The organism is Marinimicrobium sp. UBA4209, from assembly GCF_002381585.1.
Taxonomy (GTDB): Bacteria; Pseudomonadota; Gammaproteobacteria; order Pseudomonadales; family Cellvibrionaceae; genus Marinimicrobium; species Marinimicrobium koreense.
On record NZ_DFTP01000114.1, the window covers coordinates 41,512 to 64,335 of the forward strand.

16 protein-coding genes are annotated in these 22,824 nt (G+C 59.8%); 3 read left to right on the forward strand and 13 right to left on the reverse strand.

The features are described from left to right. Window positions 1–20: 20 nt before the first annotated feature. From B3187_RS16660 to B3187_RS16670, 3 genes are all read right to left on the reverse strand, one after another. Window positions 21–542, reverse strand: coding sequence for a protein disulfide oxidoreductase (locus B3187_RS16660; protein WP_286807605.1), 522 nt, complete (start codon window positions 540–542; stop codon window positions 21–23). Continuing rightward, window positions 539–2,638 (reverse strand): protein-disulfide reductase DsbD family protein, encoded by a 2,100-nt coding sequence (locus tag B3187_RS16665; RefSeq protein ID WP_286807607.1) that lies wholly within the window; start codon window positions 2,636–2,638, stop codon window positions 539–541. The genes B3187_RS16660 and B3187_RS16665 overlap by 4 nt, the downstream gene beginning before the upstream one ends. Before the next feature lie 76 nt (window positions 2,639–2,714). After that, window positions 2,715–3,119, reverse strand: a complete 405-nt coding sequence (locus B3187_RS16670; protein ID WP_286807608.1) for a hypothetical protein — start codon at window positions 3,117–3,119, stop codon at window positions 2,715–2,717. Between the two features lie 87 nt (window positions 3,120–3,206). Here B3187_RS16670 and tsaA point away from each other — a divergent pair, with 87 nt between their 5' ends. Together tsaA and serA are read left to right on the forward strand one after the other, a co-directional pair. Continuing rightward, a complete protein-coding gene (gene tsaA / locus B3187_RS16675; RefSeq protein ID WP_286807610.1) occupies window positions 3,207–3,935 on the forward strand; it encodes a tRNA (N6-threonylcarbamoyladenosine(37)-N6)-methyltransferase TrmO in 729 nt (242 codons plus the stop codon). Between the two features lie 609 nt (window positions 3,936–4,544). Beyond that, window positions 4,545–5,774, forward strand: coding sequence for a phosphoglycerate dehydrogenase (serA, locus tag B3187_RS16680; protein ID WP_286807612.1), 1,230 nt, complete (start codon window positions 4,545–4,547; stop codon window positions 5,772–5,774). Between the two features lie 96 nt (window positions 5,775–5,870). On the opposite strand, the gene B3187_RS16685 is transcribed toward serA, so the two are convergent. Beyond that, on the reverse strand, window positions 5,871–6,836 hold the full coding sequence (locus B3187_RS16685; RefSeq protein ID WP_286807613.1) for an alpha/beta hydrolase: 966 nt from the start codon (window positions 6,834–6,836) through the stop codon (window positions 5,871–5,873). Between the two features lie 193 nt (window positions 6,837–7,029). Between B3187_RS16685 and B3187_RS16690 the strand changes: the two genes are divergently transcribed. Further along, on the forward strand, window positions 7,030–8,166 hold the full coding sequence (locus B3187_RS16690; protein WP_123638469.1) for an AraC family transcriptional regulator: 1,137 nt from the start codon (window positions 7,030–7,032) through the stop codon (window positions 8,164–8,166). A gap of 64 nt (window positions 8,167–8,230) precedes the next feature. Here B3187_RS16690 and B3187_RS16695 read toward each other — a convergent pair whose 3' ends face one another. From B3187_RS16695 to B3187_RS16735, 9 genes are all read right to left on the reverse strand, one after another. Further along, a complete protein-coding gene (locus B3187_RS16695) occupies window positions 8,231–10,393 on the reverse strand; it encodes a glycoside hydrolase family 16 protein (RefSeq protein ID WP_286807614.1) in 2,163 nt (720 codons plus the stop codon). Between the two features lie 86 nt (window positions 10,394–10,479). Further along, the gene (locus tag B3187_RS16700; RefSeq protein ID WP_286807615.1) at window positions 10,480–12,990 is read right to left on the reverse strand and encodes a glycoside hydrolase family 3 N-terminal domain-containing protein; all 2,511 of its coding nucleotides are present in this window, start codon (window positions 12,988–12,990) and stop codon (window positions 10,480–10,482) included. Between the two features lie 323 nt (window positions 12,991–13,313). Then, window positions 13,314–14,117, reverse strand: a complete 804-nt coding sequence (locus B3187_RS16705; protein ID WP_123638471.1) for a polysaccharide deacetylase family protein — start codon at window positions 14,115–14,117, stop codon at window positions 13,314–13,316. 89 nt (window positions 14,118–14,206) lie between these two features. Continuing rightward, window positions 14,207–15,019: a cupin-like domain-containing protein gene (locus tag B3187_RS16710; protein WP_286807616.1), complete on the reverse strand. Its 813-nt coding sequence runs from the start codon at window positions 15,017–15,019 to the stop codon at window positions 14,207–14,209. Then, on the reverse strand, window positions 15,016–15,741 hold the full coding sequence (locus B3187_RS16715) for a DUF6445 family protein (RefSeq protein ID WP_286807617.1): 726 nt from the start codon (window positions 15,739–15,741) through the stop codon (window positions 15,016–15,018). The genes B3187_RS16710 and B3187_RS16715 overlap by 4 nt, the downstream gene beginning before the upstream one ends. A 9-nt stretch (window positions 15,742–15,750) precedes the next feature. Then, window positions 15,751–17,256, reverse strand: a complete 1,506-nt coding sequence (locus tag B3187_RS16720; protein WP_286807618.1) for a tryptophan halogenase family protein — start codon at window positions 17,254–17,256, stop codon at window positions 15,751–15,753. 32 nt (window positions 17,257–17,288) lie between these two features. Next, window positions 17,289–18,860, reverse strand: coding sequence for a tryptophan halogenase family protein (locus B3187_RS16725; protein WP_286807619.1), 1,572 nt, complete (start codon window positions 18,858–18,860; stop codon window positions 17,289–17,291). After that, on the reverse strand, window positions 18,844–19,572 hold the full coding sequence (locus B3187_RS16730; protein WP_211331070.1) for a SapC family protein: 729 nt from the start codon (window positions 19,570–19,572) through the stop codon (window positions 18,844–18,846). Before B3187_RS16730 ends, B3187_RS16725 begins: the two co-directional genes overlap by 17 nt. 151 nt (window positions 19,573–19,723) lie before the next feature. After that, a complete protein-coding gene (locus B3187_RS16735) occupies window positions 19,724–22,765 on the reverse strand; it encodes a TonB-dependent receptor (RefSeq protein WP_123638476.1) in 3,042 nt (1,013 codons plus the stop codon). Between the last annotated feature and the right edge of the window lie 59 nt (window positions 22,766–22,824).

Genomic DNA, 22,824 nt, shown 5'->3' on the forward strand with positions numbered 1-22,824 from the left:
ATTGTTCTCCAGAACAGGATTTATGAGGCCCACCACAGCCGCAGCCACAGGCCCGGCGGTGTGGTGATGCCCACGGTAAAAGAGGAAATTTCGCCCTTGCGGACAATCGCAATAGAGGGGGTGGCGGCTATGCCCCAGGCGCGCGCGAGCTCGCCCCGGGGATCATTGACCACCGGGAAGTCGTAACCCTTGGCGCTCATAAAGCGGGCCAGGCGACGGTTGTCACCGGAGGTCAGGGCGACCGACACCACGGTGTGGTCCTCGGCCAGCCAGTCGACGGTGGGCGACACCAGTTTGCACACGCCGCACCAGGTAGCCCAGAAATAAACCAGCACGGGGCGCTCCTCACTGAGCGCCGCCAGGTCGACGGTCTCTCCGGTCAGGGTATGCATGGGCCAGTCCGGCAGGCCCTGGTCCGGCACCGATCGGCTGCGCCAGGCGTCGGACAGGGTGGAGACCAGGGCAAACAGCAGTACAAACACCGCCACTTGACGCAGCCAGCCCAACCAGCGCCGTGTTGATCGTTCCGGTGTCGCCGTCATGGTGCCCCTCCAGACTCGGATTGATCGCCCGCCTGAGCCAGCGCCGCCAACACCTGATCGGCGGTCAACACGGTGGGCAGGTCGATGCCCTCCGGCGCGCCCGGCCCATAGACGCGATTGAAGGGCACACCGTACTGCCCCTGCGCCTTCAGGTACGCACTGATGCGTTCATCCGGCCGGGTCCAGTCGGCCCGCAGGCGCCGGATATCCGACTCGCCCAGGGCGCTATAAACCGGCTCCTGTCGTAGCACCCCCAGCTTGTTGGCCTGACAGGTGATGCACCAGTCCGCAGTCACATCGACAAACACCGTCTGCCCATCGGCTACCGCGGGCGCAATCGCCTCGCGCTCAAAGGTCTCCCAGGCATGGTCCTCGGGCAGCGGCTGACCCCAGTGCCCCAGCGCCAGACTGCCGAGCAGACCCACACCGAGCAGCGACGGCAGACCGGCGGCGAGAGTGACCCCCAGCGCCCGCCCGCCTTTGCGCCGGTAAACCAGCCACAGAGCGGGCAGCGCGAGTATCAGCAGAACCAGAACCAACGCGAAAGCGCTTAAAAAGTTCATCCAGAGACTCAGCAACCAGACACTGGTGGCCCCCATCAGAGCGCCAAACAATACTTTGAGCCAGTGCATCCAGGGTCCGGGACCGGGCAGCCAGCGCACCACACCGGGCCAGAGGGCGATCGCCAACCAGGGCACCGCCATGCCCACCGCCAGGGCGGTAAAGGTCGTCAGCAGTTGCAGGGCGTTGGCGCCGAGGGCGAAGGCCACGGCGGTCCCGAGAAAGGGCGCGGTGCAGGGCGTGGCCAGGAAGGTGGCAAACACGCCTTGGACAAAGTGGCCCCACAAGGAATGGCCGCCCCGTTGCGCCATCCAGTTACCCAGCCCGCCGGGTAGACGCAGCTCGAACAGCCCCAACAGATTCAACGCGAACAGCCAGGTGACCACCGTCAGCAGGCCAATAAACCAGGGGCTCTGAAATTGAATGCCCCAACCCAGAGCGCCACCGGTCAGTTTCAGCACCAGCAGAAAGGCCGCCAGCAGCCAGAACGACACCAGTATCCCCAGCGCCGAGGCGAGAAACTGCCCCCGCACCTGGCGTCTATCCCGCCCCGAGGCGCCCACCAGGCTGTGCAACTTCAGGCCCAGCACCGGCAGCACGCAGGGCATGGCGTTCAGAATCAGGCCGCCGAGCAGCGCGACACCGATGATCTGCCAGAGGGCCAACCCGGCCTCCGGCGCGATCGGTGCGCTGGCCGCCTCCAGGGTCACCGGGTACTCCGCCGCCAGGGATTGATCGAGCAGGGTCAGAGACAGGGTTTCCCCCACCCAGTCCGGCGCCTCGGCCCAGAACTCCGGCTGAAACAGGGCGGTCAGGGTGGTGCCATGCACGGTGATCTGCGGTTTCTGAAACAGGGTTTCATCGGCACCCGGGAAGTCGCCATCGAGCAGCACATCCGGCCGGGACCAGCCCGCCGGACGCTCCAGGGTGGCGCGCAGATAACCCGAACTTTCATCCCACGCCAGAGACGTCACCTCAATTCCCGGCAGAGCTCGGGGCACTTGGCTCAGGGCCTGGTTATAGACGTGTAATTGCTCATCCAAGGGCTGGAGGGAATCGGGGTCCACATCCAGGGTCAGGTCGTAATCGGTCAGCACACAGATATCGGTGCAACTGGACAGGGTAAAGCGCCCCTGCAGCCGCATCGGCTGATCGGCCCGCTCGGGGTGAATCTCCAACGGGAAGCCCACCTGCCCCCGATAGCCCACCGTGTCGATGCCCATCAGGTCAAAGCGCTCGGGCGCGGGCCAGCGCCACCGGACTCGTTCGAGATTTCGCGAACCGGACCAGTCCATGGCCGGTGCCACGCCCCCCTCACCGGGCGAGCGCCAGTAGGTTTTCCAGTCACCGTCCAGACGCACTTCGAGTAGCGCGCTCAGGCGCCCGTCGTCGTGCCGCTGACCGGTCAGAGAGAGGCGCACCTGCGCCTCGGGGTGTTGTTCGGTACTCAGCCAGCCCGTGGTCGGGGCGGCGGAGACCGAGGTCGCCCAGGCGAGCAACAGGCTCGCCCAGATCAACCATCGAGAGAAAAGCATAACGTGTCTCCAAACAGAATCGATCGTATAGGGTGCAAACTCGCCCGGTACGGCCGGGCGAGCGGTTCAATCGACGCTATTCGCGAAACACACAGAAGAGCAGATGCCGCCGACGCGGCGGGACAATGGGCTCGGACAGACGCCAGCGACCCCCTTTACCGGCCGCCAGCCCGATCAGCAGCCAGAGCAACAGCAGACAGGTGGGCAGAAACAGGTCCGCCTGGAACACCTGGCTCTGCAGCCACTGTTCGGTCAGATCGCAGTCGCCGTGCTCGGGGTTGAGGTCAACGGGAATCGACGCCAGATCGGCGTTCAGGATGGGCGCAAACTCGGGCTCCGCTACCGAGCGCTCATACAGCTCGGCCTTCAGCGGGCACAGCGAGGCCGCCGCCAGAGGCTGGCTCCAGCACAGGACCAATACCAGTCCGGCCGCCAGTAGCGACCAGAGAGCATTGCGTTTTGAGGCGGCGCGATTCAACATAGGTTCAGGATACGGCAGCAATCCGGGTAGCCGCTAAGACTACTGGATGCCGGCAAGGTTCTCAAATCTCCCCAACCGACCTCACCCATGACCGACACGGCCGATTACACGTTCTCCCCCATTGGCATCATTCGCTCCCCCTTTGTGGAGAAGTTCGGCATTCCGCGCCAGCCGGGCCTGGCCCCCGCGGTCCGGGCCCAACTCGAGCTGCTACCTCCGTACAACGACCCTCAGGCGCTGGCGGGGCTGGAGCACTGCTCGCACCTGTGGCTGCAGTTCGTGTTTCACCGCCCTCCGAGCGACCAGTGGCGCCCCCGGGTCCGCCCCCCGCGCCTGGGCGGTAACCGCAGTCTGGGCGTATTCGCCACCCGCTCGCCCCTGCGCCCCAACCCCATCGGATTGTCGGTGGTGAAGCTGGAGGGGGTGAAGCAGGAAAGCGGCAAACTGTGGCTGGAGTTGTCGGGCATTGACCTACTCGACGGCACGCCGGTGCTGGATCTCAAGCCTTACGTGCCCTACACGGATTCGCTGCCGGAGGCGGAGAACCGCTTTGCGGATAGCGCCCCGGAGTGGGTGGAGGTGGTGTTCATGCCGGAGGCGGAGGCCGGGTGCCGGGTGTTGGGTGCTCGCACGGGTGAGGATTGGGAGGCGCTCGTGCGCCAGATTCTGCAGCAGGACCCCCGCCCCCAATACCAGAAGCCGGACCCGACCCGACGCTACGGCATGACTCTCAAAGACGCCGAGGTGCGCTGGTTTTACCAACCTGACGACAGCGGCAACCACCGGTTGATTGTCACAGAAGTCCTTCCGCACTGATCGATATAATCTGTCGCAAATACACACGATGCGATCACTTTTGAGGTGGTTTGGGTCACGTCCGGCCCGCTGTGTGGTGCACTCTTCCCGGACACGCCGTTCATACATCCCTGTAGGCTCGGATCGCCGGTCCCCGGCTCCACGGTCCGGGAAGAGTGCACCACACATCGGCCCTCAGTGCCGGTAGCACCCAATGGTGGCGTAGGGCGGATAAGCGAAGCGCATCCGCCGTCACCCATCGTCGAGCCCCTCGGAAACGTCACGTGTATTGACGGCGGGTGCGGCCTCCGGCCTTACCGCGCCCTACGCCAACCTTTGGTCTTCGTTAGCACTGAGGCCTGCCGTGGGTTATACCACTTCGAGACTCTCTGAGGCATGGATGCCGATGAGAAGCCTCCAAGGGCCGCTCCTTGGCATCCATGCCATCGCGGCATTAGTGAATCCCTTCACGTCAAGGATTCACGGCGGGTCTCGAAGTGGTATAACACACGGCAGGCCGGACTGGATCGAACCCACCTATGCAGGAACTTGTGGTATTATGCGGGCCCTTTTTCATCCCCTCCCCCGCAGGGTCAATGCCAACCCGAATCCGCTGAGGTGACTGCGTTCATGAGCAAAAAGTCATTGGACAAAAGCAAGATCAAGTTTCTGTTGATGGAAGGTGTCCACCAATCCGCCGTCGACACCCTCAATGCCGCCGGCTACACCAACATCGACTACCTCAAGACCGCGCTGGCTGAAGACGAGCTGATCGAGCGCATCAAAGATGCCCACTTCGTCGGCCTGCGCTCGCGCACCCAGCTGACCCGCAAGGTATTTGAAAACGCCAATAAGCTGATCGCGGCGGGCTGCTTCTGCATCGGTACCAACCAGGTCGATCTGAAAGCCGCTCAGGAACACGGCGTGGCGGTGTTCAACGCGCCCTACTCCAACACCCGTTCGGTGGCCGAGTTGGTGCTGGCCGAAGCGATTCTGCTGTTGCGCGGAATTCCCGAGAAAAACGCTGTCTGCCATCGCGGTGGCTGGCAGAAGTCGGCCGTGGGTTCCTACGAGATTCGAGGCAAGACCCTGGGCATTATCGGCTATGGCTCCATCGGCAGTCAGTTGAGCGTACTGGCCGAGAGCCTGGGTATGAACGTCTGCTTCTACGATGTCATTCCCAAGCTGCCGCTGGGCAATGCCACCCAGATGCGCAGCCTGAACGAGCTGCTCAACCACGCCGATATCGTCAGCCTGCACGTGCCGGAAACCGGCTCAACCAAAAACATGATTAGCGCCGAACAGCTCGAGCAGATGAAGCCCGGCTCCATCCTGATCAACGCCTCGCGCGGTACGGTGATTGATATCGACGCGCTGGCCGAGGCGGTCAAGGCAGATAAGCTGGCCGGCGCGGCCATTGATGTCTTTCCGGTGGAGCCCAAAGGTAACGACGACGAGTTCGTCAGCCCGTTGCGCGGCCTGGATAACGTCCTTCTGACCCCCCACATCGGCGGCTCGACGGTTGAAGCCCAGCAGAATATTGGGGTGGAAGTGGCCGAGAAGCTGATCATGTACTCGGACAACGGTACCACCACCAGCTCGGTCAACTTCCCGGAAGTGGCGCTACCCGGACACCCGGACGCGCACCGCCTGTTGCACGTGCACGGCAACGTACCGGGCGTGATGTCGGCGATCAACCGGATTTTCTCGGACAATCAGATCAACATCGCCGCCCAGTATCTGCAGACCAACGAGAAGGTCGGCTACGTGGTAGTGGACATCTACTCGCCCTACAGCCCGGAAGTGCTCAAGCAACTGCGGGAAATTGAAGGCACCATCCGCTGTCGGGTGCTGTTCTGAACTGGCACCTCCAAAGCCCTGTAGGTCGGATTAGCGAAGCGTAATCCGACACAACAAGCTCAAACCCTGCGTCGGATTACGCCTCGCTAATCCGACCTACTGGAAGAAGAACCGTTCGACCGCGGCGAAGGCCGGGTCGCGGTACTCGGGCGTCTCGTTCACCAGATGGTGACGGGCGCCCTCCAGCATTTCCACTCTCAGGTTAGGCAACTTGCGGCCGATCTGCTGCAAGTTGTACTGCCAATCCACGGTGTCATCCCCGGTGCCCTGCACCATCAATAGTTCATCATTGCGTACCGGCCAACTCCGGAAGACCTCGTCCCAACGTTTCATGGCGCCCACCCAGTCGACACTCAGGCGTCGGTACTGCAGCGGGTCCTCGGATGCCAGAAAGCGATTGAAGTCCGCATCATGGGAGCTATCGATAAACGTCCGGGGAATCTCCCGCACCCAGCGGTGCAGCAGGGCATAGAGCCACCGGCTGAGCCCCCAGCCGCGCGGCAGCACCAGAGGCGCGAACAGGGCGGTACGGCCGGTCAGGGCGTTCCCATGGCGCCAGAGGTGGTTAAGCAGCGTGGCGCCTCCCATGCTCTGCCCCAGAGCACATCGCGTCGGGCCGAACAGGTGGCGGGAGCGCTCCAGCAGCTGCTGCAGGACATCGGCATAGCGATCAAAGCTGTCAATCACCAGGCGCGGCCCCGAGCTCAAGCCGTGGCCGGGCTGATCATAGGTGAGAACCGACAGGTTATGCCTGAGCGCAAATCGCACCGCATGAACGTACAGTGCCGAGTGATCGAAATACCCATGCACGATACTCAGATGACCCCGTGGCTGCGGAGGTAGCCAATAATGGCAGGCTATGTCCCACTGATCCACGCGGACCCGCCCAACGCCCTGAGCCACGTCAGGAAATTCAGCCGCCAAATCCAGCCCGTAGTGCCTTAAATAAGCCCGAGTGGTCGCATCGCCGACATTGGCTCCATCTTCCGCGGGATCAAACGCAAGATAGGGCAAAATTTCGGGCAGCTCTGAAAAATCCGGGGCGGATTTGGATAAGGTCACGGACGAGGCTCCTTTAAGGGACACTGGCACCAAATTCTGGCTGCCGGGCGGTATAAACACAACCCTGAGACAACCGCTGTTAGTCTATAAGACAAGATCCTGATTCGATCCGCTCGGTTGCTCAATGGTGGGAAATATGACAGATTAGCGCCTGTATGCCACCAGAATAATCAAGGTCCCCTACCCCAACTCCATGAAAGATTATATTTTCAATATCCACGACGTCATATTGATGATGACCGTCGCCGAGAGCATACTCCTGGCACTGCTCCAGGCCGCCATGCCCGCACAAAACCGGCTGTACGGGCGCCTTTTGAGCGCTTTCCTGTTGGTCATTGCCACAGGCTCCGCAACCACCCTGATCCTCTGGAACGATCAGGTCCACATTGGACCGACCGTTGACCAGTACTGGATTCCTTACTTCCTTATGGCCGCTCTCATGCTCAAAGGGCCGGCACTGTACCTGTATGTAGCCTCCATTACCCGCGCCCAGTTTACGCTCCGCCCCACTCACTTGGTGCACCTGGCGCCGGCGCTCGTGACCTGTCTGATCATGGCCCTGTTTGCCATAGACAGTAATGACCTCCGTCACCTCTGGGCCATGGGCGATGAGCAGCCGGAGAGGCTGGTCACTTTCCTCTGGGATTCCGCCAAGCTGGTTCCGCTGGTCTATTCCTTCGCTGCCGTGGCGCTCGTGCAACGATACCGCTCCGAGCTCAAGGACGAATACTCCCACTTCTCCAGTACCGAGCCGCGCTGGTTGAACATTCTGACCCTGGGATTTTTCGCCAGTTGGACCTGGACGATGATCGTCCACATTCTGGCAAAGTACACTTCTCCGGAAACCGCAGACTACCTGGGAATTGCCGATAACTACATTACCTTTATCCTGATCAATGGCCTGTTTACCTACAGCCTGATATACGCCCACCAATTGCTTGAAACACGAGCCGAGGAAACCCGTGCACCGGCTGAGGATAAACCCTCGGAATCGGCTATCGACCGGGTGAAGGCCGCGATGGAAACCGACAAGATCTATCTGCAGCAGAACCTCAACATTGAGCAGTTCTCGGCTCGCCTGGATCTTCCGGTAAAAGAGGTTTCTTCAGTGATCAACAAACACTTTGGGACCAACTTTTTCGAGTTCATCAATACCTACCGGGTGGAGGAGGCCAAGCGACTGTTGGCCGACCCGAAAGCCACAGAAAAAACCATTCTGGATATTCTGTTGGAGTCCGGGTTCAACAGCAAGTCCGCTTTTCACCGGTTCTTCAAGCGCCTGACGGGCATGTCCCCTTCCGAGTACCGCAAAGACAAGGGTGCTCACTAAACCTGAACAACAGGCAAAAAAAAGCCGCTCTTGATGAGCGGCTTTTTTTCATCTGAGCAAATCGTTATTCGGCCAGCTCCCAGCGGATATTATCCAGCCGGAACACCACATTGCTCTGCTGACCCGAAACGGGCCACAGGCTGAAGGGCGTATTGACACGACTGATGATAAAGCCCGAACCCGACGTCAAGTCCGCGATGGATACCGATACGGTATGCCACTCACCGTCGTTCTGCAGCGGTACCGACAGCTCATTCGAGGTACACGGATAAATGCAGTCAGCCTTGACGAGGAAACCATCAGTGTTGTTTCCGGCATCCACCACCTTCAGATCAAACACGAGGTTCCCGCCAGCGTATGCACTCAGATCCTGCGGGTCCGTTGACTGAATGTACATGGTACCGAAACCGCTGGCCCCGAAGGCTATTTCCAGGACGTCGCCGCGATCACCGTCAGATACGGTGGTAGAGGTGATGCTCTGACCCCCTTCAACATAGAAGTCCACGCCCGGATCCGTCCAGAGTGCATCCAGACTACCGTCGACAAACACATCGACCGCCTCGGTGCCTTCAGGCGCCGTGCCATCCAGTTTCGGATTGACGCTACAGGACGGGCCAAAGCAGGTCACACGGATGTTGTTCAGCTGCACGTGGGCGGTACCGCTACTCAGCTCAAGAACGAAGGGCGCATTGATGTCACTGTAGTTGACCTGACCCGCCGGATCGGCATTGCCGACAAAATCCGAAAACCGGACCGAGACGCTTTGCCACTCGCCTGTGGGCGGCAATTCAATTTCACGCGAACTGACGTTGGGCCATACGCTGTCGAGCTTGACGCTCAGGGTGGCGTCCTCACTCGCGTCGACTACCCGCATATCAAAGGTAATACCGCTGAGCTCTTCATTGAGTGAAAAACTGAAACCGTCATCGACATAGTCGACACTGCTCATATCACCGGACAGCAGGAAGACATTGCTCAGGCCGTTGAACTGAACATCCCAGACAGTCTGGTCATCCACCTGAAGCGCCGTATCGACAACCAGGTTTCCAGCGGTTTCCTGCCACTGTCCCGGAACCAGCGTGTTACTCACTTCGGTATCAAACACTGAAAAGTTCAGCGTTGCCGGGCCGTTTTCATACAGGGCAAACTCTTTTTCGGTGCCGCCCGTGCCCTCTACATCCTCGGCATCTTCATCGATCCAGGCGCACCCCTTGCCAGTATCGGGATCAACGTCACACTGATAAACGCGAACATAGTCGACCACCATTTCCTGAGGGAAAGTGGTCGCATCATCCGGCGCACCGGGCCAGTTACCACCGACGGCGACGTTCATGATCAGGTGAAACATTTCGTCGAACGGAGAAGCCGGGTTACCAGTCTCAAAGCCTTCGTCTTGCCCCTGCCAGGAGAGAGTAAACCAATCGTCAGCCGTCTGGGTCGCAAAGTGGACATCATCCACATACCAACGGATTTCACCCTCCTCCCACTCAATCGCGTAAGTGTGGAAGTTTTCCCAGATCGGCTCTGCGGGCGTAAAACTGGCTCCGCTGTTGAGGTTGTTCGGCCAGGGACGACCGTAGTGGAGGGTGCCGTGGACTTCATTCTCGCCGCTGGCGTTGGTATTCACCGCTTCGAAAATATCGATCTCGCCACTGAGCGGCCAGTCTCCGTAAACCCACTCCGTCGGCAGCATCCAGATGGCGGGCCACAGGCCTTGCCCCTGAGGCGTCTTGGCGTTGATTTCGATTCGCCCGTATTTCCAGTCCGCCTTGTTCTTCGTGCGCAGGCGGGCCGAGGTGTAGTCACGGGTAACCGAGGTGTCATCAGGATCGTACGCCGGGTCATCATCGAAAACGGCTGGGCCGCTATGGGTTTCCTGCCGGGCAACGATGTGCAGATGGCCGTCCGCCACATAACTGTTTTCTTCGCGCGCCGTGTAACACTGCAGCTCATTGTTACCACCGCCGGCGCAGTTCACTTCGTGAGACCAGTTGTCGGTATTGATCGAGTCACCGTCAAACTCGTCGCTCCAGACCAGCGTCCAGTCTTCGCTGACACCGCTGGCGGTGCTGCTGGAACTGTCACTGCTGACTGAAGAGGAGGAAGAACTGGAGGAACTGACGCTGCTGCTTGAGTTATCCGGAGTGTCATCGGAGTCACTGCCACAGCCGGCGATCGCCAATAGCGCCATACCCAGGCCGATGACTGGATAATTTACTGTTTTCATAAACACCTCATTATTATCATTGATGTTCCGCTTGGCCCGGGAGCCGATCGCCCCGGGCTAAACGTTCAGTGCGCCATGCACTGGGTTTATGGGCAGAGTCCCTCGCCCTCGTACTGCATTTCCAGACGAACGTTGTAGAGCTTGACCTGCAACTCTCCGGCCGTGCTCATATAGAAAGGTGACAACACCATCGACGGATCCACGCCGGCCTCAACCAGGCAGCTCAGATCAATCGACAGGGTCTGCCAGCTGTTCTCTTCGGCACTGGCCAACCACTCGGTGATATCCACGTTGGCGACGCAGTCCTGGCCACAGCGCATGCCCAGAGCCACTGCTGAAGTGGGCGCCTTGACCACATTGACGTCCAGACGCAGATGGGCTTCTCCGGCATAGGCACTCAGATCCACCCGCCCGGAAGAGCGCAGGGCGACTTCCGCAGGGCCCGCACCGGTCCAGCGAACGGCCCGGCTGTCTTCCTGGACCAGGCGGTCGACCGACTGGATTTCAATACCGGGCAGCTTCGCGCCACTACCGGTGACCACACGGGCCCGTTCAGTGACATCGCTGAGCACCCACTGCCAAGGCTCCATCGGACGGTTTTCAAACAGCGGCAACACAGTCTGCGCTTCGGATTCGGTCAGGCCACTGTCTTCCGAGAGCGGCTCCAGATTGCCTTCATCGGCGTAAGTCAGACCATAGCCATAGGGGAACTGGGCCGTTTGACCGTCGCCCTGATTCAGCGGCGTCTGGTCGGCACGGGCCGGCCAGGAAAACGACAGCTTGCCGCTAAAGTCGTGACGCGGCTGACCCTCTGCATCGGCGACCAGCACATCGGCCACGCCGACACCTTCAGAGCCGGGCAACCAGGCCACCACAAAGGCATCCGAGGCATTGATTTCCGGGTTGACCCAGAGCGGACGACCGGTCAGGAATACCGAGACCACCGGAATGCCCTCATCGCGCAGGCGCTTGAGCAAGGCCAGGTCAGCCTTGGGTTCATAGTCCACATCGGCGCGGTCGCCCTGCATTTCCGCATAGGGGTCTTCACCGAACACAACGACGGCCACGTCCGGCTTCTCGTCGAAGTTTCCGTCCACATCGAGTTCGACGGATCCGCCGGCAGCGGTCACCGCCTCGGCAATCCCATCGTAAATTGAGCTGGCTCCGGGGAAGTCGTCATTTTCATTGCCCGTGCCCTGCCAGGTCAGCGTCCAACCGCCGGCCTGCTTACCGATGTTGTCCGCGCCATCGCCGGCCACCAGAATGCGCTGGGTCGGATTCAGCGGCAGCAGACCGTTCTGATTTTTGAGCAATACCAGACTTTCACGCACGGCCTGACGGGCGACCGCCCGGTGTTCATCGGCACCGATCAGGTCTTCACGTCCGGCGTAGTGCCGCTCTGAAGGTTTGGCTTTTTCGAACATACCGGCGCGGAACTTGACCCGCAGGATCCGGCGTACCGCATCATTCAGACGCTCTTCGGAAATCTCGCCGGACTTAACCTGGGCAACGGTATTGGCGTGCAGGGCCCGCCACTGATCCGGAACCATAAATATATCCAGACCGGCGTTCACCGCTTCAGGACAGGAATCCTGCCGGCAACCATCGACAAACTCGTGGCCATTCCAGTCACCCACGATCAGACCGTCAAAACCCATTCGCTGCTTGAGCACTTCATTCATCAGGTAACCGTGGCCGTGCAGTTTTTTGCCCTGCCAGCTGCTGAACGAGGCCATGACGGTCTGGACACCCGCATCCAGGGCACCGAAGTAACCCGTGCCGTGCACATCGCGCAATTCCAGTTCTGAGAAGGGTGCATCACCGCGGTCGATCCCGCCCTCGGTGCCGCCGTCGGCAATATAGTGTTTGGCCGTGGCCAGCACCCGGCCCTGACCGAAGAATTCGTCGGTGTTTGCCCGCCCCTGAAGACCTTCCACCATGGCTTTGCCGTAGTCGTAAAGGATTTCCGGATCTTCGGCGTAGGCCTCATAGGTGCGGCCCCAGCGATCGTCCCGGGCCACGGCCAGGGTCGGCGCGAAGTTCCAGTCCAGCCCCGTGATGGCAACTTCCCGGGCGGTAACCGTGCCAATTTCGCGGATCAGGTCCGGATTGCGGGTGGCCCCGAGACCGATGTTATGGGGGAAGAGAGTAGCGCCCTTGACGTTGTTGTGACCGTGTACGGCATCGGTGGCCCAGACAATGGGAATGGCGGCAAAACCATCGCTATCGTCCATGGACGCCTCATAGAAACCGTCCGCCAGTCCCAGCCAGTCGTCGGCCGTGGCATTCTTGTCACCGCCGGGGAAGGAACCGCCGCCGTTGAGAATCGAGCCCAAGTGGTAGCGCTTGACGTCTTCCGGCGTCACATTGCGCAGTTCCGGCTGGATCATCTGGCCCACTTTCTCTTCGACGGACATGCGAGCCAACAGCGCATCAATCTCCGGCTCGTACGCCATCGGATCGGCCAGGGGCGTCGGATGCTCCGGCCATAGGTCGGCGCCAGTGGCGCTTTCGGATGGGTTGTCGTTGGTGGGGCCGTTACACCCCACCAGAACGGCCAGGGCCAAGGGGGCCCAAAGGGTCAGGGACTTCTTCATTGTCGGTCTCGCTGTTATTCGTATGGGGAAAAAAGGCTCCGGGGTCGCCCGCGCGGAGCCAAGCTTTTTCAAGGAGAGTCAGAGCGACGCATAACAACCACTTACCAATAAGCAATTCTCAGTGCACAACGTCGATCGATAACACGGACGAGTCCCACGCTCGCCCGTATTGCCATTCTTGACCGGTAATGGACAGGGGTCGTCCCACTTTGATGAGAGTGTGAAAGGTGGTGTTTGCCACTTTTGGGCCGCCGGGAGGCGGCAAAGGTGGGACACGGGTTCCCACCGGTGGCTGGGGCTGAAAGCTCCGGAGGATGCGGGCTTCAGTGGTCTCGCAGGTGGCGCATGATATTTACGAAGCTATCGACCCAGTAGCGCTCGGGATGGGCCGCCAGGTGCTCCAATAAAGCGTTGTGCGCCTCCCGGGAGACCGACAGGTAGTCGCCACCGACGCCGTGGAAAGTAAAGTTGGCCATGGTACCCCGGCGGGCCGCTTCCTCGACCACCGCGATCAGCTCTTCGCCGGACACCTCGGTTGGCACGGCCACCGTAATGCCAAAGCGGTCCAGGGATTCCAGCGAGGGAGTAACTCCTCCGGAACCGATGGATTTGGCCCCGAGAAAGAGCGGCTTCACCGGTGTCAGGTAATCCCGATCTCCGACCCGGACATCGCCGCAGGGGGGCGTATAGGTGCGCTCCGTCTCACCATCAATCAGAAACAGAAAGTCATTGGCCAAGGTGATCTGCTCGGCAAACGCCTCGACCGGGATCTGGCTCAGATCCTGATGCGGCGCCACCCAATCCCGCCCCGGACGCTGCTTGTCGCATTGATGGAACAGTGAATGGTTGCCCAACTCATGCCCCTGACCGGCCGCCGCGCGCCACTCGTCCAGACGCTCCAATAACAGCGGGGCCGCCGCCGGCACATAAAAACTGCCCCGGAACCCATGCCGGTCCAATTCGGGAATCACATAGTCCAACTGGGAGGCGAGCGCATCATCATAGGCAAGATTGACCGCGGCTTTGGCATTGCCGGGCCAGGAAATCGGTTCGGCCGAAGAAGACACCGGCCACCACAGCAGCAGAGCACACAGCAGCCCGACGGTTTTAAGACGCAAATATCGCATAAACATTACCCGGAGAGTTTAGAGGCAGGCGTTATAGTACTGCGGACCTTATCCCGACGCCATAGGCCCCGGTCACGCCTTTGAACGCCCTACCACCAGAAGTTGATCAGAATATTGAGTGGGCCAAACGCGTCCACATTGTGCCACCAGTGCTTGGGCAGGAACAGGGCATCGCCCGGCTCCAGATCTGCGACCTGGGCGGTGGATAGCGCTTGGGCGAAGCGCGGGTAACGGTTCAGGTCCGGCGCCCGCAGGTCCACCAGGCTGATCGGTCGGCCTCCCGGGGTGTGGGGCGCATCGGCGATATACAGATTGTCCTCCTGATCCGGCGGAAACAGGGTAAAGCGCCGACGTCCGGCCGCCACACAGGCGATATTGTCGGCGGCATCGTTGTGAGTGGCCACCCGGGTCGAGTTCCCCATCCACAGGTTGGGCTTCACTTCCGCACTCACCCCCGGAAGCGTACAGACCTTTTCCAACCCCGGAAAATAGTCGGGAATGGGTGTGGAGCCGACATAAAAGGCCGCCGGTCGGGGCGCCCGCGACTGCGAGGCCAGAATCTCCAACGCATCCGGCAGAAAACCTTTCATCCGGGTGAAGTTGAATCCACTCAGATCATCCGTATAGAACAGCCGCCCGCCCTCTTTGGGACCGGCGATCATGGCCTCCAGAGGCTTTCCGGCATCAAAAGGCAGCAGGTAGCGAGCCACCGCCTCCGGCGATTGCCGCGCCGCCGCCACCAGGGGCCAGTGCTGGGCGTAGCCTTTGAGCAGTACCGGGTACTGGGGCGGGGCCTGCTGAAAGTCGACGGCCAAAGCTCGCTCCCGATCCCACCAGGCCACTTGCTGGGCCCGGGGCTCGGTCGGTTGCGTCGGTGAGTTCAGGGTAACGGAAACAGTCATGAAGCATCAAAATCCAGAAACAGGTTAGCCGTCAGTCGACCCCGGGCCGGGTCGGCACTGAGGTCCCGGTCGGGCTCGATCAGCCCGGAGTGCAACAGGTTCCCGGGATAAATCAATAATCGATCCGGCCGGTAATCCACCTGGTGAATCAACTCAAAATGGGCATCGCTGCCCCGACAATAACGTGCCGGAGGCGTCCCGTGCTCGCGCATGTGCCGCTCGGCTTCCTGCACAAAATGTGCGAAGCGCTCATCGGTAATACGCTCGTAGCCGGTCGGGCGATGGCGAAAGAATCCGGTGCCGCCAAAAGGGCCCGGATTGAGGTAGTGCATGATCGCAAAATAGAACCCGCGACGGGTGTCGTAATGGGGCACACGCTGCAGCACGGCGAGATCGGATTCCGCCCGGGTGACCAGGGAGAACAACTGATGAACGCAATGGCCCCGGTGTGACGCCGGCACCGCGTACACTTCCCGGATCAGCGGCTCCACCCGAGACAGTACCCGGCGGGTGTAATCCGCCGGGAGGTTGGCACGTATCCCCGGATAAGCGGCCTGCCCTTCGCCGGAAAAGGCCGCCCATTCACTGGCGACCCGTTTGAGAGGCTCCAGGTCGCCCAGCACATAGTCCAGCACGATCACCGGGGTCTGCTCGTCACCGATGCGCACCACGGAAGCATCCACCTCTCGACTTATCCGCTCCAGCGCTGTTGCACCCGACATGATCACCTCTCAGCCGTTGGCCGCCTGGGCCATGGGCATCTTGCAGTAATAGTCGATAAACGCCTGATGGGAAGGCAACTTGGCCACCAGCTGTTCGGTCGATTGCCGCAGCTTTTTCAGGAAGTCCGCAAGCTCTTTCTCGGTCATCACACCCGCCATGGGATGGTAGGCCTTGGGCGTGATGCCCTGGCCCATCATCACCTGTATCCACGACTCTTCGCCAAACAGTTCATTTTCAATTTTGAACACCCGGGCCGAATCGCTGAACAGATCAATTCGCTGGCGCAACGGCGCCGGTATTTCCATGTTTTTGCAGTAGCGCCAGAAGGGTGTGTCGTCTCGTTCGGTGACTTTGTAGTGCAGAATGATGAAATCCCGGATACGTTCGACTTCGAGCTTGGTCTGCTGATTGAACTCATCGATGTCCGACTGGACCATCTGGCCGCTGGCCGGAAACAGTTGCACGAAGCGAACCAGGCTGCGCTGAATCAGGTGGATGCTGGTCGACTCCAGGGGCTCCAGAAAGCCGCTGGCCAAACCCAGCGCCAGGCAGTTTTTCACCCAGTGCTTGCGCCGGGTGCCGGTGCGGAACTGAATCGGTTTCGGGTCGGTAATCGGCTCGCCCTCAAGGTTGCCGAGCAGGGTTTCCCGGGCCTGCTCATCACTCATGTAGCGGCTGGAATACACCAGGCCGTTACCGACCCGATTCTGCAGCGGAATGCGCCACTGCCAACCGGCATCATGGGCGATGGAACGGGTGTAGGGAATCGGCTCGCCCACGGATTCGGTCTGTACCGCCAGGGCGCGGTCGCAGGGCAACCAGTGCGACCAGTCTTCGAAGCCGGCGTTCAGGGACTGCTCGATCAGCAGTCCGCGGAAGCCGGTGCAATCGATAAAGAAGTCGCCATCCACCTGTTTGCCCGACGCCAATGTCAGGGACTGGATTTCGCCATTGTCCGGGTTGAGGTTCACTTTCTCGATCTTGCCTTCCACCCGCTCGACACCCAGTTTTTCACTGCGCCGACGCAGGAACGCTGCGTAGCGACCGGCATCCATATGGTAGGCGTAGTTCATCCGGCCATTGGGCAGAACCGCGAACTTGTTTTTGTGAGACGCCAGCAATTCGGCACAGTAGTCACCGTAAGGATAATCAATGCCTTTGGCCTTTCCCGCCAGCCAGAAATGCAGAAAGCTGCAGGCCCAGCAGTCTTTGCCCGCATAGCCGAACGAGTGAATGTATTTGTGATCTTTCTCTCGCCAGTTTTCAAACGAAATGCCCAGCTTGAAGGTACCGTTCACTTCCGCGAGAAATTCCCGCTCGTCGATATCGAGCATTTTGTGAAAGGTCATCAGTGGCGGGATGGTGGCTTCACCGACGCCAACGGTCGGGATATCGTCGGACTCCACCAGTTTGATATCGAGATTTTTTCCAAGCGTCTGCGACAGCAGCCCGGCCGCCATCCAGCCGGCAGTTCCTCCACCAGCAATCACTATGCGTTTGATACTGTCAGTCATGGTCACCTCGGCTCACTCTGAGCAAGTCGTGCCTAAACGGTATGAAGCCCGTGTCGGCGAATATGGTTTATCAGGGAGCGGTTGTCCGGAAGCCCTTGCAGCAGCTTCCGGGTTTGCACCCCGTTTTCATGGAAAGCGGTCTGAGCGGCGGCTCCCGATGACCGGACCCGGCGCTCCAGCGCCTCCGGGGCGGTATACTCCGGGCGCATGCCATAAAGGATGTACTGGTAGCTGGCCGACGGAAACAGCTCGTCCCGGTACAGGCTGTCGCAGGTCCAGGGGCTGCGCGAGCGCCACAGCAACAGCTGCTCGGCCAGCTCATCGGGCACACTCTCTTCGGCCCGGTGCGCTCGCCAATAATCGGAATCCTCACGGGTGCTCAGAACATAATGCAGCTTGAGAAATCCGATGATGTTGTCCCAGTGGCGGCAGAAGCGTCGATTGAACCGACGGGCCACCACCGACATTTCCTCCCGGTTTTCCGGCATCTGCTGGACCAGGAACTGGGCCGAGCGCTCCACCAATACCAACGCGGTGGCCTCCAACGGCTCGATGAACCCGGCCGACAGACCAATGGCCACACAGTTGTTCTGCCAGAACCGTTCGCGGTGCCCGGGATCAAACTGAATCAGACGTGGGGACAACTCATCCAGTGTCGCACCGGAGTCCGTCCCGCGTACATAGGCCTCCAGCCGCTCATACACCCTATCCTTATCGATATGCGCGGATGAAAACACGGCGCCGACACCGCGCCGGGTCGGCAGCGCAATATCCCAGATCCAGCCATCGGGATGGGCCGTACTGAGGGTTTGCGATGCGACGGGGCTCAGCTCGCTTGAGTAAGGTACCTGCACCGCCAGTGCGGAATCGTTGAACAGTACCGGGCGCTGACTGACCCAGGGAACCTGATAGTGTTGTCCGAGAAGACGGGACGCCATACCGGTGCAGTCAATAAACAGGTCCCCAGCAAGGGTTTCGCCGGACTTCAGATGCAGGTGTTTGATATCACCATTATCCCGGGGCTGAACACCGGTCACCTCTCCCAAGTAATGCACCACGCCCAGATGTTCCACACAGTGGCGCTGCAGCAGGCGGGTAAATTTACCGGCATCCAGGTGATAGCCGTAGTTCAGGTTGAACGCGTACTCCGGGGTCGCCAGTTGCTTGGGTGCCCGTCCGTCGTCACATACCGCTGATTGCGGGCTGACCGCATAGGCGAAGGGCAGGTCCCGATGGGCGTAGCGCCAGTGCTCCGCCAGATTCAGGCGTCCGTATCCGGCAGGCAGCGTGAACGGATGATCATACCGATCGCCGTCGCCGCGGCACCAGTTCTGAAAGCGTGACCCCTGTTTGAAACTGACATCACATTCGCGGATGAACTCGGATTCCGACAGACCGATGGTCCGCAGGGTTTCAAGCATCGAGGGCCAGGTGCCTTCACCGACACCGATGGTCGCAATATCCGGCGACTCCAACAACGTGATCCGTCGATTGGGTCGGGAGTCAAGACGAGCGTCGGCGGCCAGCAGGCCCGCAGTCAGCCAGCCGGCGGTGCCGCCGCCAACGATGACGACGTGTTCGGTCGGACTATTGTGCACGCTCATGGTGGTTCCGTGATTTGCGCTCAATCAGAGCGCGCATTTTGCCCATGGACGCAATGGTCATATAGATGGGCTCCAGGTAGCCGCGCTCGTGCAGGCTCGCGACCTGCTCCGCGCTCAACGCTTTGAGTCGCTCTTCCTGAATGGTATAGAAACCCATCAACTGGCCGGTGGTGCCGTCTTCCAGAGTGATATCCATGGTTACCGGCTCCAACAGCTGCAGCTCGGTCAGAGTATCAATGAAGGCGATGTCGTGCTGGTGCCAGACATGAATGGCTTCCAGCATACCGGACACCCGGTCCAGATAATCGGTATTGGCCCCGTGCTCTTCGAACAGACGGGTGCCGGTTTCAGTGTTGACCTTGGGGTGCTCAACATCGATGTGCATCATGCGGCGCGGCTCGTCGCCGTCATCGCCGGGGTAGGTGCCGATGGAGAAAGGCACCCGCTGCATCATCAAGGGGATGTAACCGGCATCCCAGCGGTCATCCTGAAGAAAAAGGTTCTCTTCCTGCTCAAGGCCAAACAGAGCCACGGCAAAGAAGCGCCCGCTGTTCGGGTCTTTTTGAAACAGTATGGGATAGTGAGCCTGTACCGCGCGAAATTCCGGGGAAAAGGTCTGCCCCCACATCACCGCATCGCCGTTCTCGGGCCGGAAGCGCATGTCCACCCGCAAATCACGGTGTTGTTCACTGTTCAGTAATACGGTTTTCACCTAAAGGCTCCTCGTTTTTTGTGCTTATCGTAATAAAGGCTCAGAAATCAACAGATCAGAGACAAAAAAGCCGCCCGATAACGGCGGCTTTCCTTGCATCGTCAGGGTGACAGCCCCAACCGGCGCTGTCACCCCAGACATCGGCTCAGGCTTAGAAGCTGTAGCGAGCGCCGATGTTGTAGCGAGCGTAGCCCTGGTAGAAACCCAGAACCTGCTCATCAGCACGGCCGAAGTTGCGACCGCTCTCTTCGGTGAGGTTCAAGCCCTCGAAGAAGACGGACAGATTATCGGTCACGTCGTAGCTTACGTTCAGGTCCACCTGACTGTACTCATCCACATAGATCGGGTTGTTGCCCGTTCCGGAAGCGGTTGAGGCCAGGAAAGAATCCCGCCAGTTGTAGGCAATCCGCGCCTGCCAGCCGTCTTTTTCATAGAAGGCAATCAGGTTGGCGGTATCACTGACACCGGTAATCGCAAACTGCGGGTCACGCAGCACCATGTTGTCAAACTCGGTGCTTTCATCTACCAGAGTGTAGTTGGCAATCACACCAAATCCAGTATCCCAGAAGTTATGCTGAACCGCCAATTCCCAACCGTCAATGTCGACAGTCTGGTCAGAGTTGGCCGTTTCAGTCACGTCAAACGGAGAGTTGGGATCCTCACCGGGAATACCGACAATGATGATATTGCCGCTTCCGTCCATATAGGCGGTTTCGGGATCAGGGAAGTTATCGAAGATGTACTGGCGAATAGCGCCCACATCGTTCGGCGCGATACCACTATCGATGGCCGCTTGGGCGCGTTCACCCAGTGCCGGATGTGGGGTGTTGGCCAGAGGCGCTTCTTCACGCACCACACGTGAACCCAGGAAGTTTTCCACTTCTTTCTGGAAGTAACCCACGGACACATAGCTCGCTTCCCCGTAATACCATTCCGCCGACAGATCGAAGTTGTCAGACTTGAACGGCTCCAGACCGGGGTTGCCGCGGCTGGCGGTACCGCCATTGACCCGTACACCCTGGCTGTAGCTGGTTCCACCACGCAGGTCCAGCCAGTTGGGACGAGCGATGCTCTGGCCGTAAGAAGCACGCAGGATCACATCCTGAACCACTTCCAGGCTCAGATCCAGCGAGGGGAGCAGGAAGTCATAGTCACCGCTATCAATCACGGAGTCAGCGTCGCCGACAGTCGGCATGGTGAACTCGTTCGCGGCTACCCACTCGATCGGACCGTAGCTTTGGGCCGTCGCTGGAGTGCTGACTTCGGTCGACTCATAGCGAACGCCGGCATTGACGCCCAAGGGCATTTCGGCCACAAAGGTATCCCAGTTGAACTGGACGTAGGCGCTATCCGAGTCTTCATAAATCTCATTGAACTGATCCGGAGCGGCAGCGCAGTAGAACGAACCACCTTCGGCACAGTCGGCCGGACCGGAGCCGTCATCGTAATTGGCGGCAGCGAAATCACGAACATCCTGGAAGTTGAATGCAAAACGCTCATTCAGCGGCATGGTATTGGAACCGCCCAGGAACGCCATCTCTTCCGAAGTGGTGTCCGCATACTCTTTGTCGAAGCGATCGAGGATTGTCTCACGGGTGAAGAAGTCGGCAGGCATATCACCGGCCTCACCCAAACCACCCCAAGTGTCACGCTGGACGTTGGAGAAGGCTGAGCGATAGTCGCTTTCAGTGCGGGCAATACCGAACTGCAGACGCATGGCGTCGTTGAATTCCCACTCACCGTCGAGCTGAACCTGGTCGATTTCGTGCTTCATCTGGCTGTTACGGAAGAAGCTACCGGACACCTGCAGGTCTTCTGTGCGCAGGGAGCTTCCGCCGGCACCGTCGACGATATCCAGGATCAGGACCGGCATATCACCTTTGACATTCAAGGTGGTCTGGTCACGCACATAAGCGGAAACCGCGATACCGACGCTGTTGCCGTATGGGTTGTTAGGCCGGGCTTCTGCCTCAGAGCTATGCACATCCAGAGACAGAGTCAGCGGATCGATGGGATTCCACTCGACATTGAAGCCGACGGAGTTGTTCTCGTAGAGTGAGGACTGCTCACCGACACCAAACGGCAGGTCACCGTTGGTCATGTCTTCGGAGTACAGCAGCGGAGTCTGAACCGAAGGCGACTCATTGTCAGTGAAGATGGTGCTTTGACCGCCAAAGTTGAACCAGCCACCTACGTCGTTGTACTCAGAGTCGATCTCGTTCTGACTATAGGTATAGTCCAGCGTGGTGGTCAGATCTTCGTTGGGCGCAAACTGCAGGGTCAACTGACCGTTGGTCCGCTTGCGCTCAAACTCGGTAAAGGCGTAGCCCATCTGTTGCGGTGTGGAGTACACATCTTCCGCTGCCGGCTGGTTCTGGTGATTACCGTTGGCGAAGTCGACGCCACCCCATTCGTTGGTGACACCGGGGGCACCGCTCCAATCCTGCACTACTGTGCCCGGGAATGAGCGCCAGCCAGTACCGATTTGAGCGGCAGCGGACCCGCCTTGGCGCTCCTGGTAGCTGGCAGTGACTGCCACACCGAACTTACCGTCGGCATAGGTATCGGTGAAAATGCCGGAGATTTCCGGGGTCAGCTCACTATCCACCGATGATTCATCCATAACGCCCTTAACGCCGATTGAGGCGCGAGAGTCCAGCTCCAGCGGACGCGGGGTCAGGATATTGATGGTAGCACCCATACCACCCGGGGGAACGTCGGCGCGGGCGGTCTTGTACACTTCAACGCCGGTCACACCTTCCGAAGCCAGATTGGCAAAGTCAAAAGAGCGGGAGCCGGAGGCGACAGTGGCTTCCAGAGTCGCGCCGGGCATCTGACGACCGTTCAGAGTCACCAGGTTGAAGTCCGGCCCCAGACCACGAACGGTCACTTTGGCCCCTTCACCGTCGCGACGGTCGATCGAGACACCGGTGATCCGCTGAAGCGATTCAGCAAGGTTGGTATCCGGGAACTTACCGATGTCTTCGGCGGAGATCGCATCCACGATACCGCGGGAGTCCCGCTTGATATCCATGGCACGAGTCAAACTGGCCCGAATACCGGTAACCACGATTTCTTCCAGCATTGCCTCGTCACCGTCTTGGGCGTGGGCACCGCTGGCCAGGCCGACCATCGCGGAAGACGCGACGACGGAGGCGATAAGCTTGCGCTTGAAACTGCTGTTGTTGGTCATATGCGAATCCTCAAACCGTTATAATTTTAATCTTGCCGATGCGGTCGATGAGTGACGAC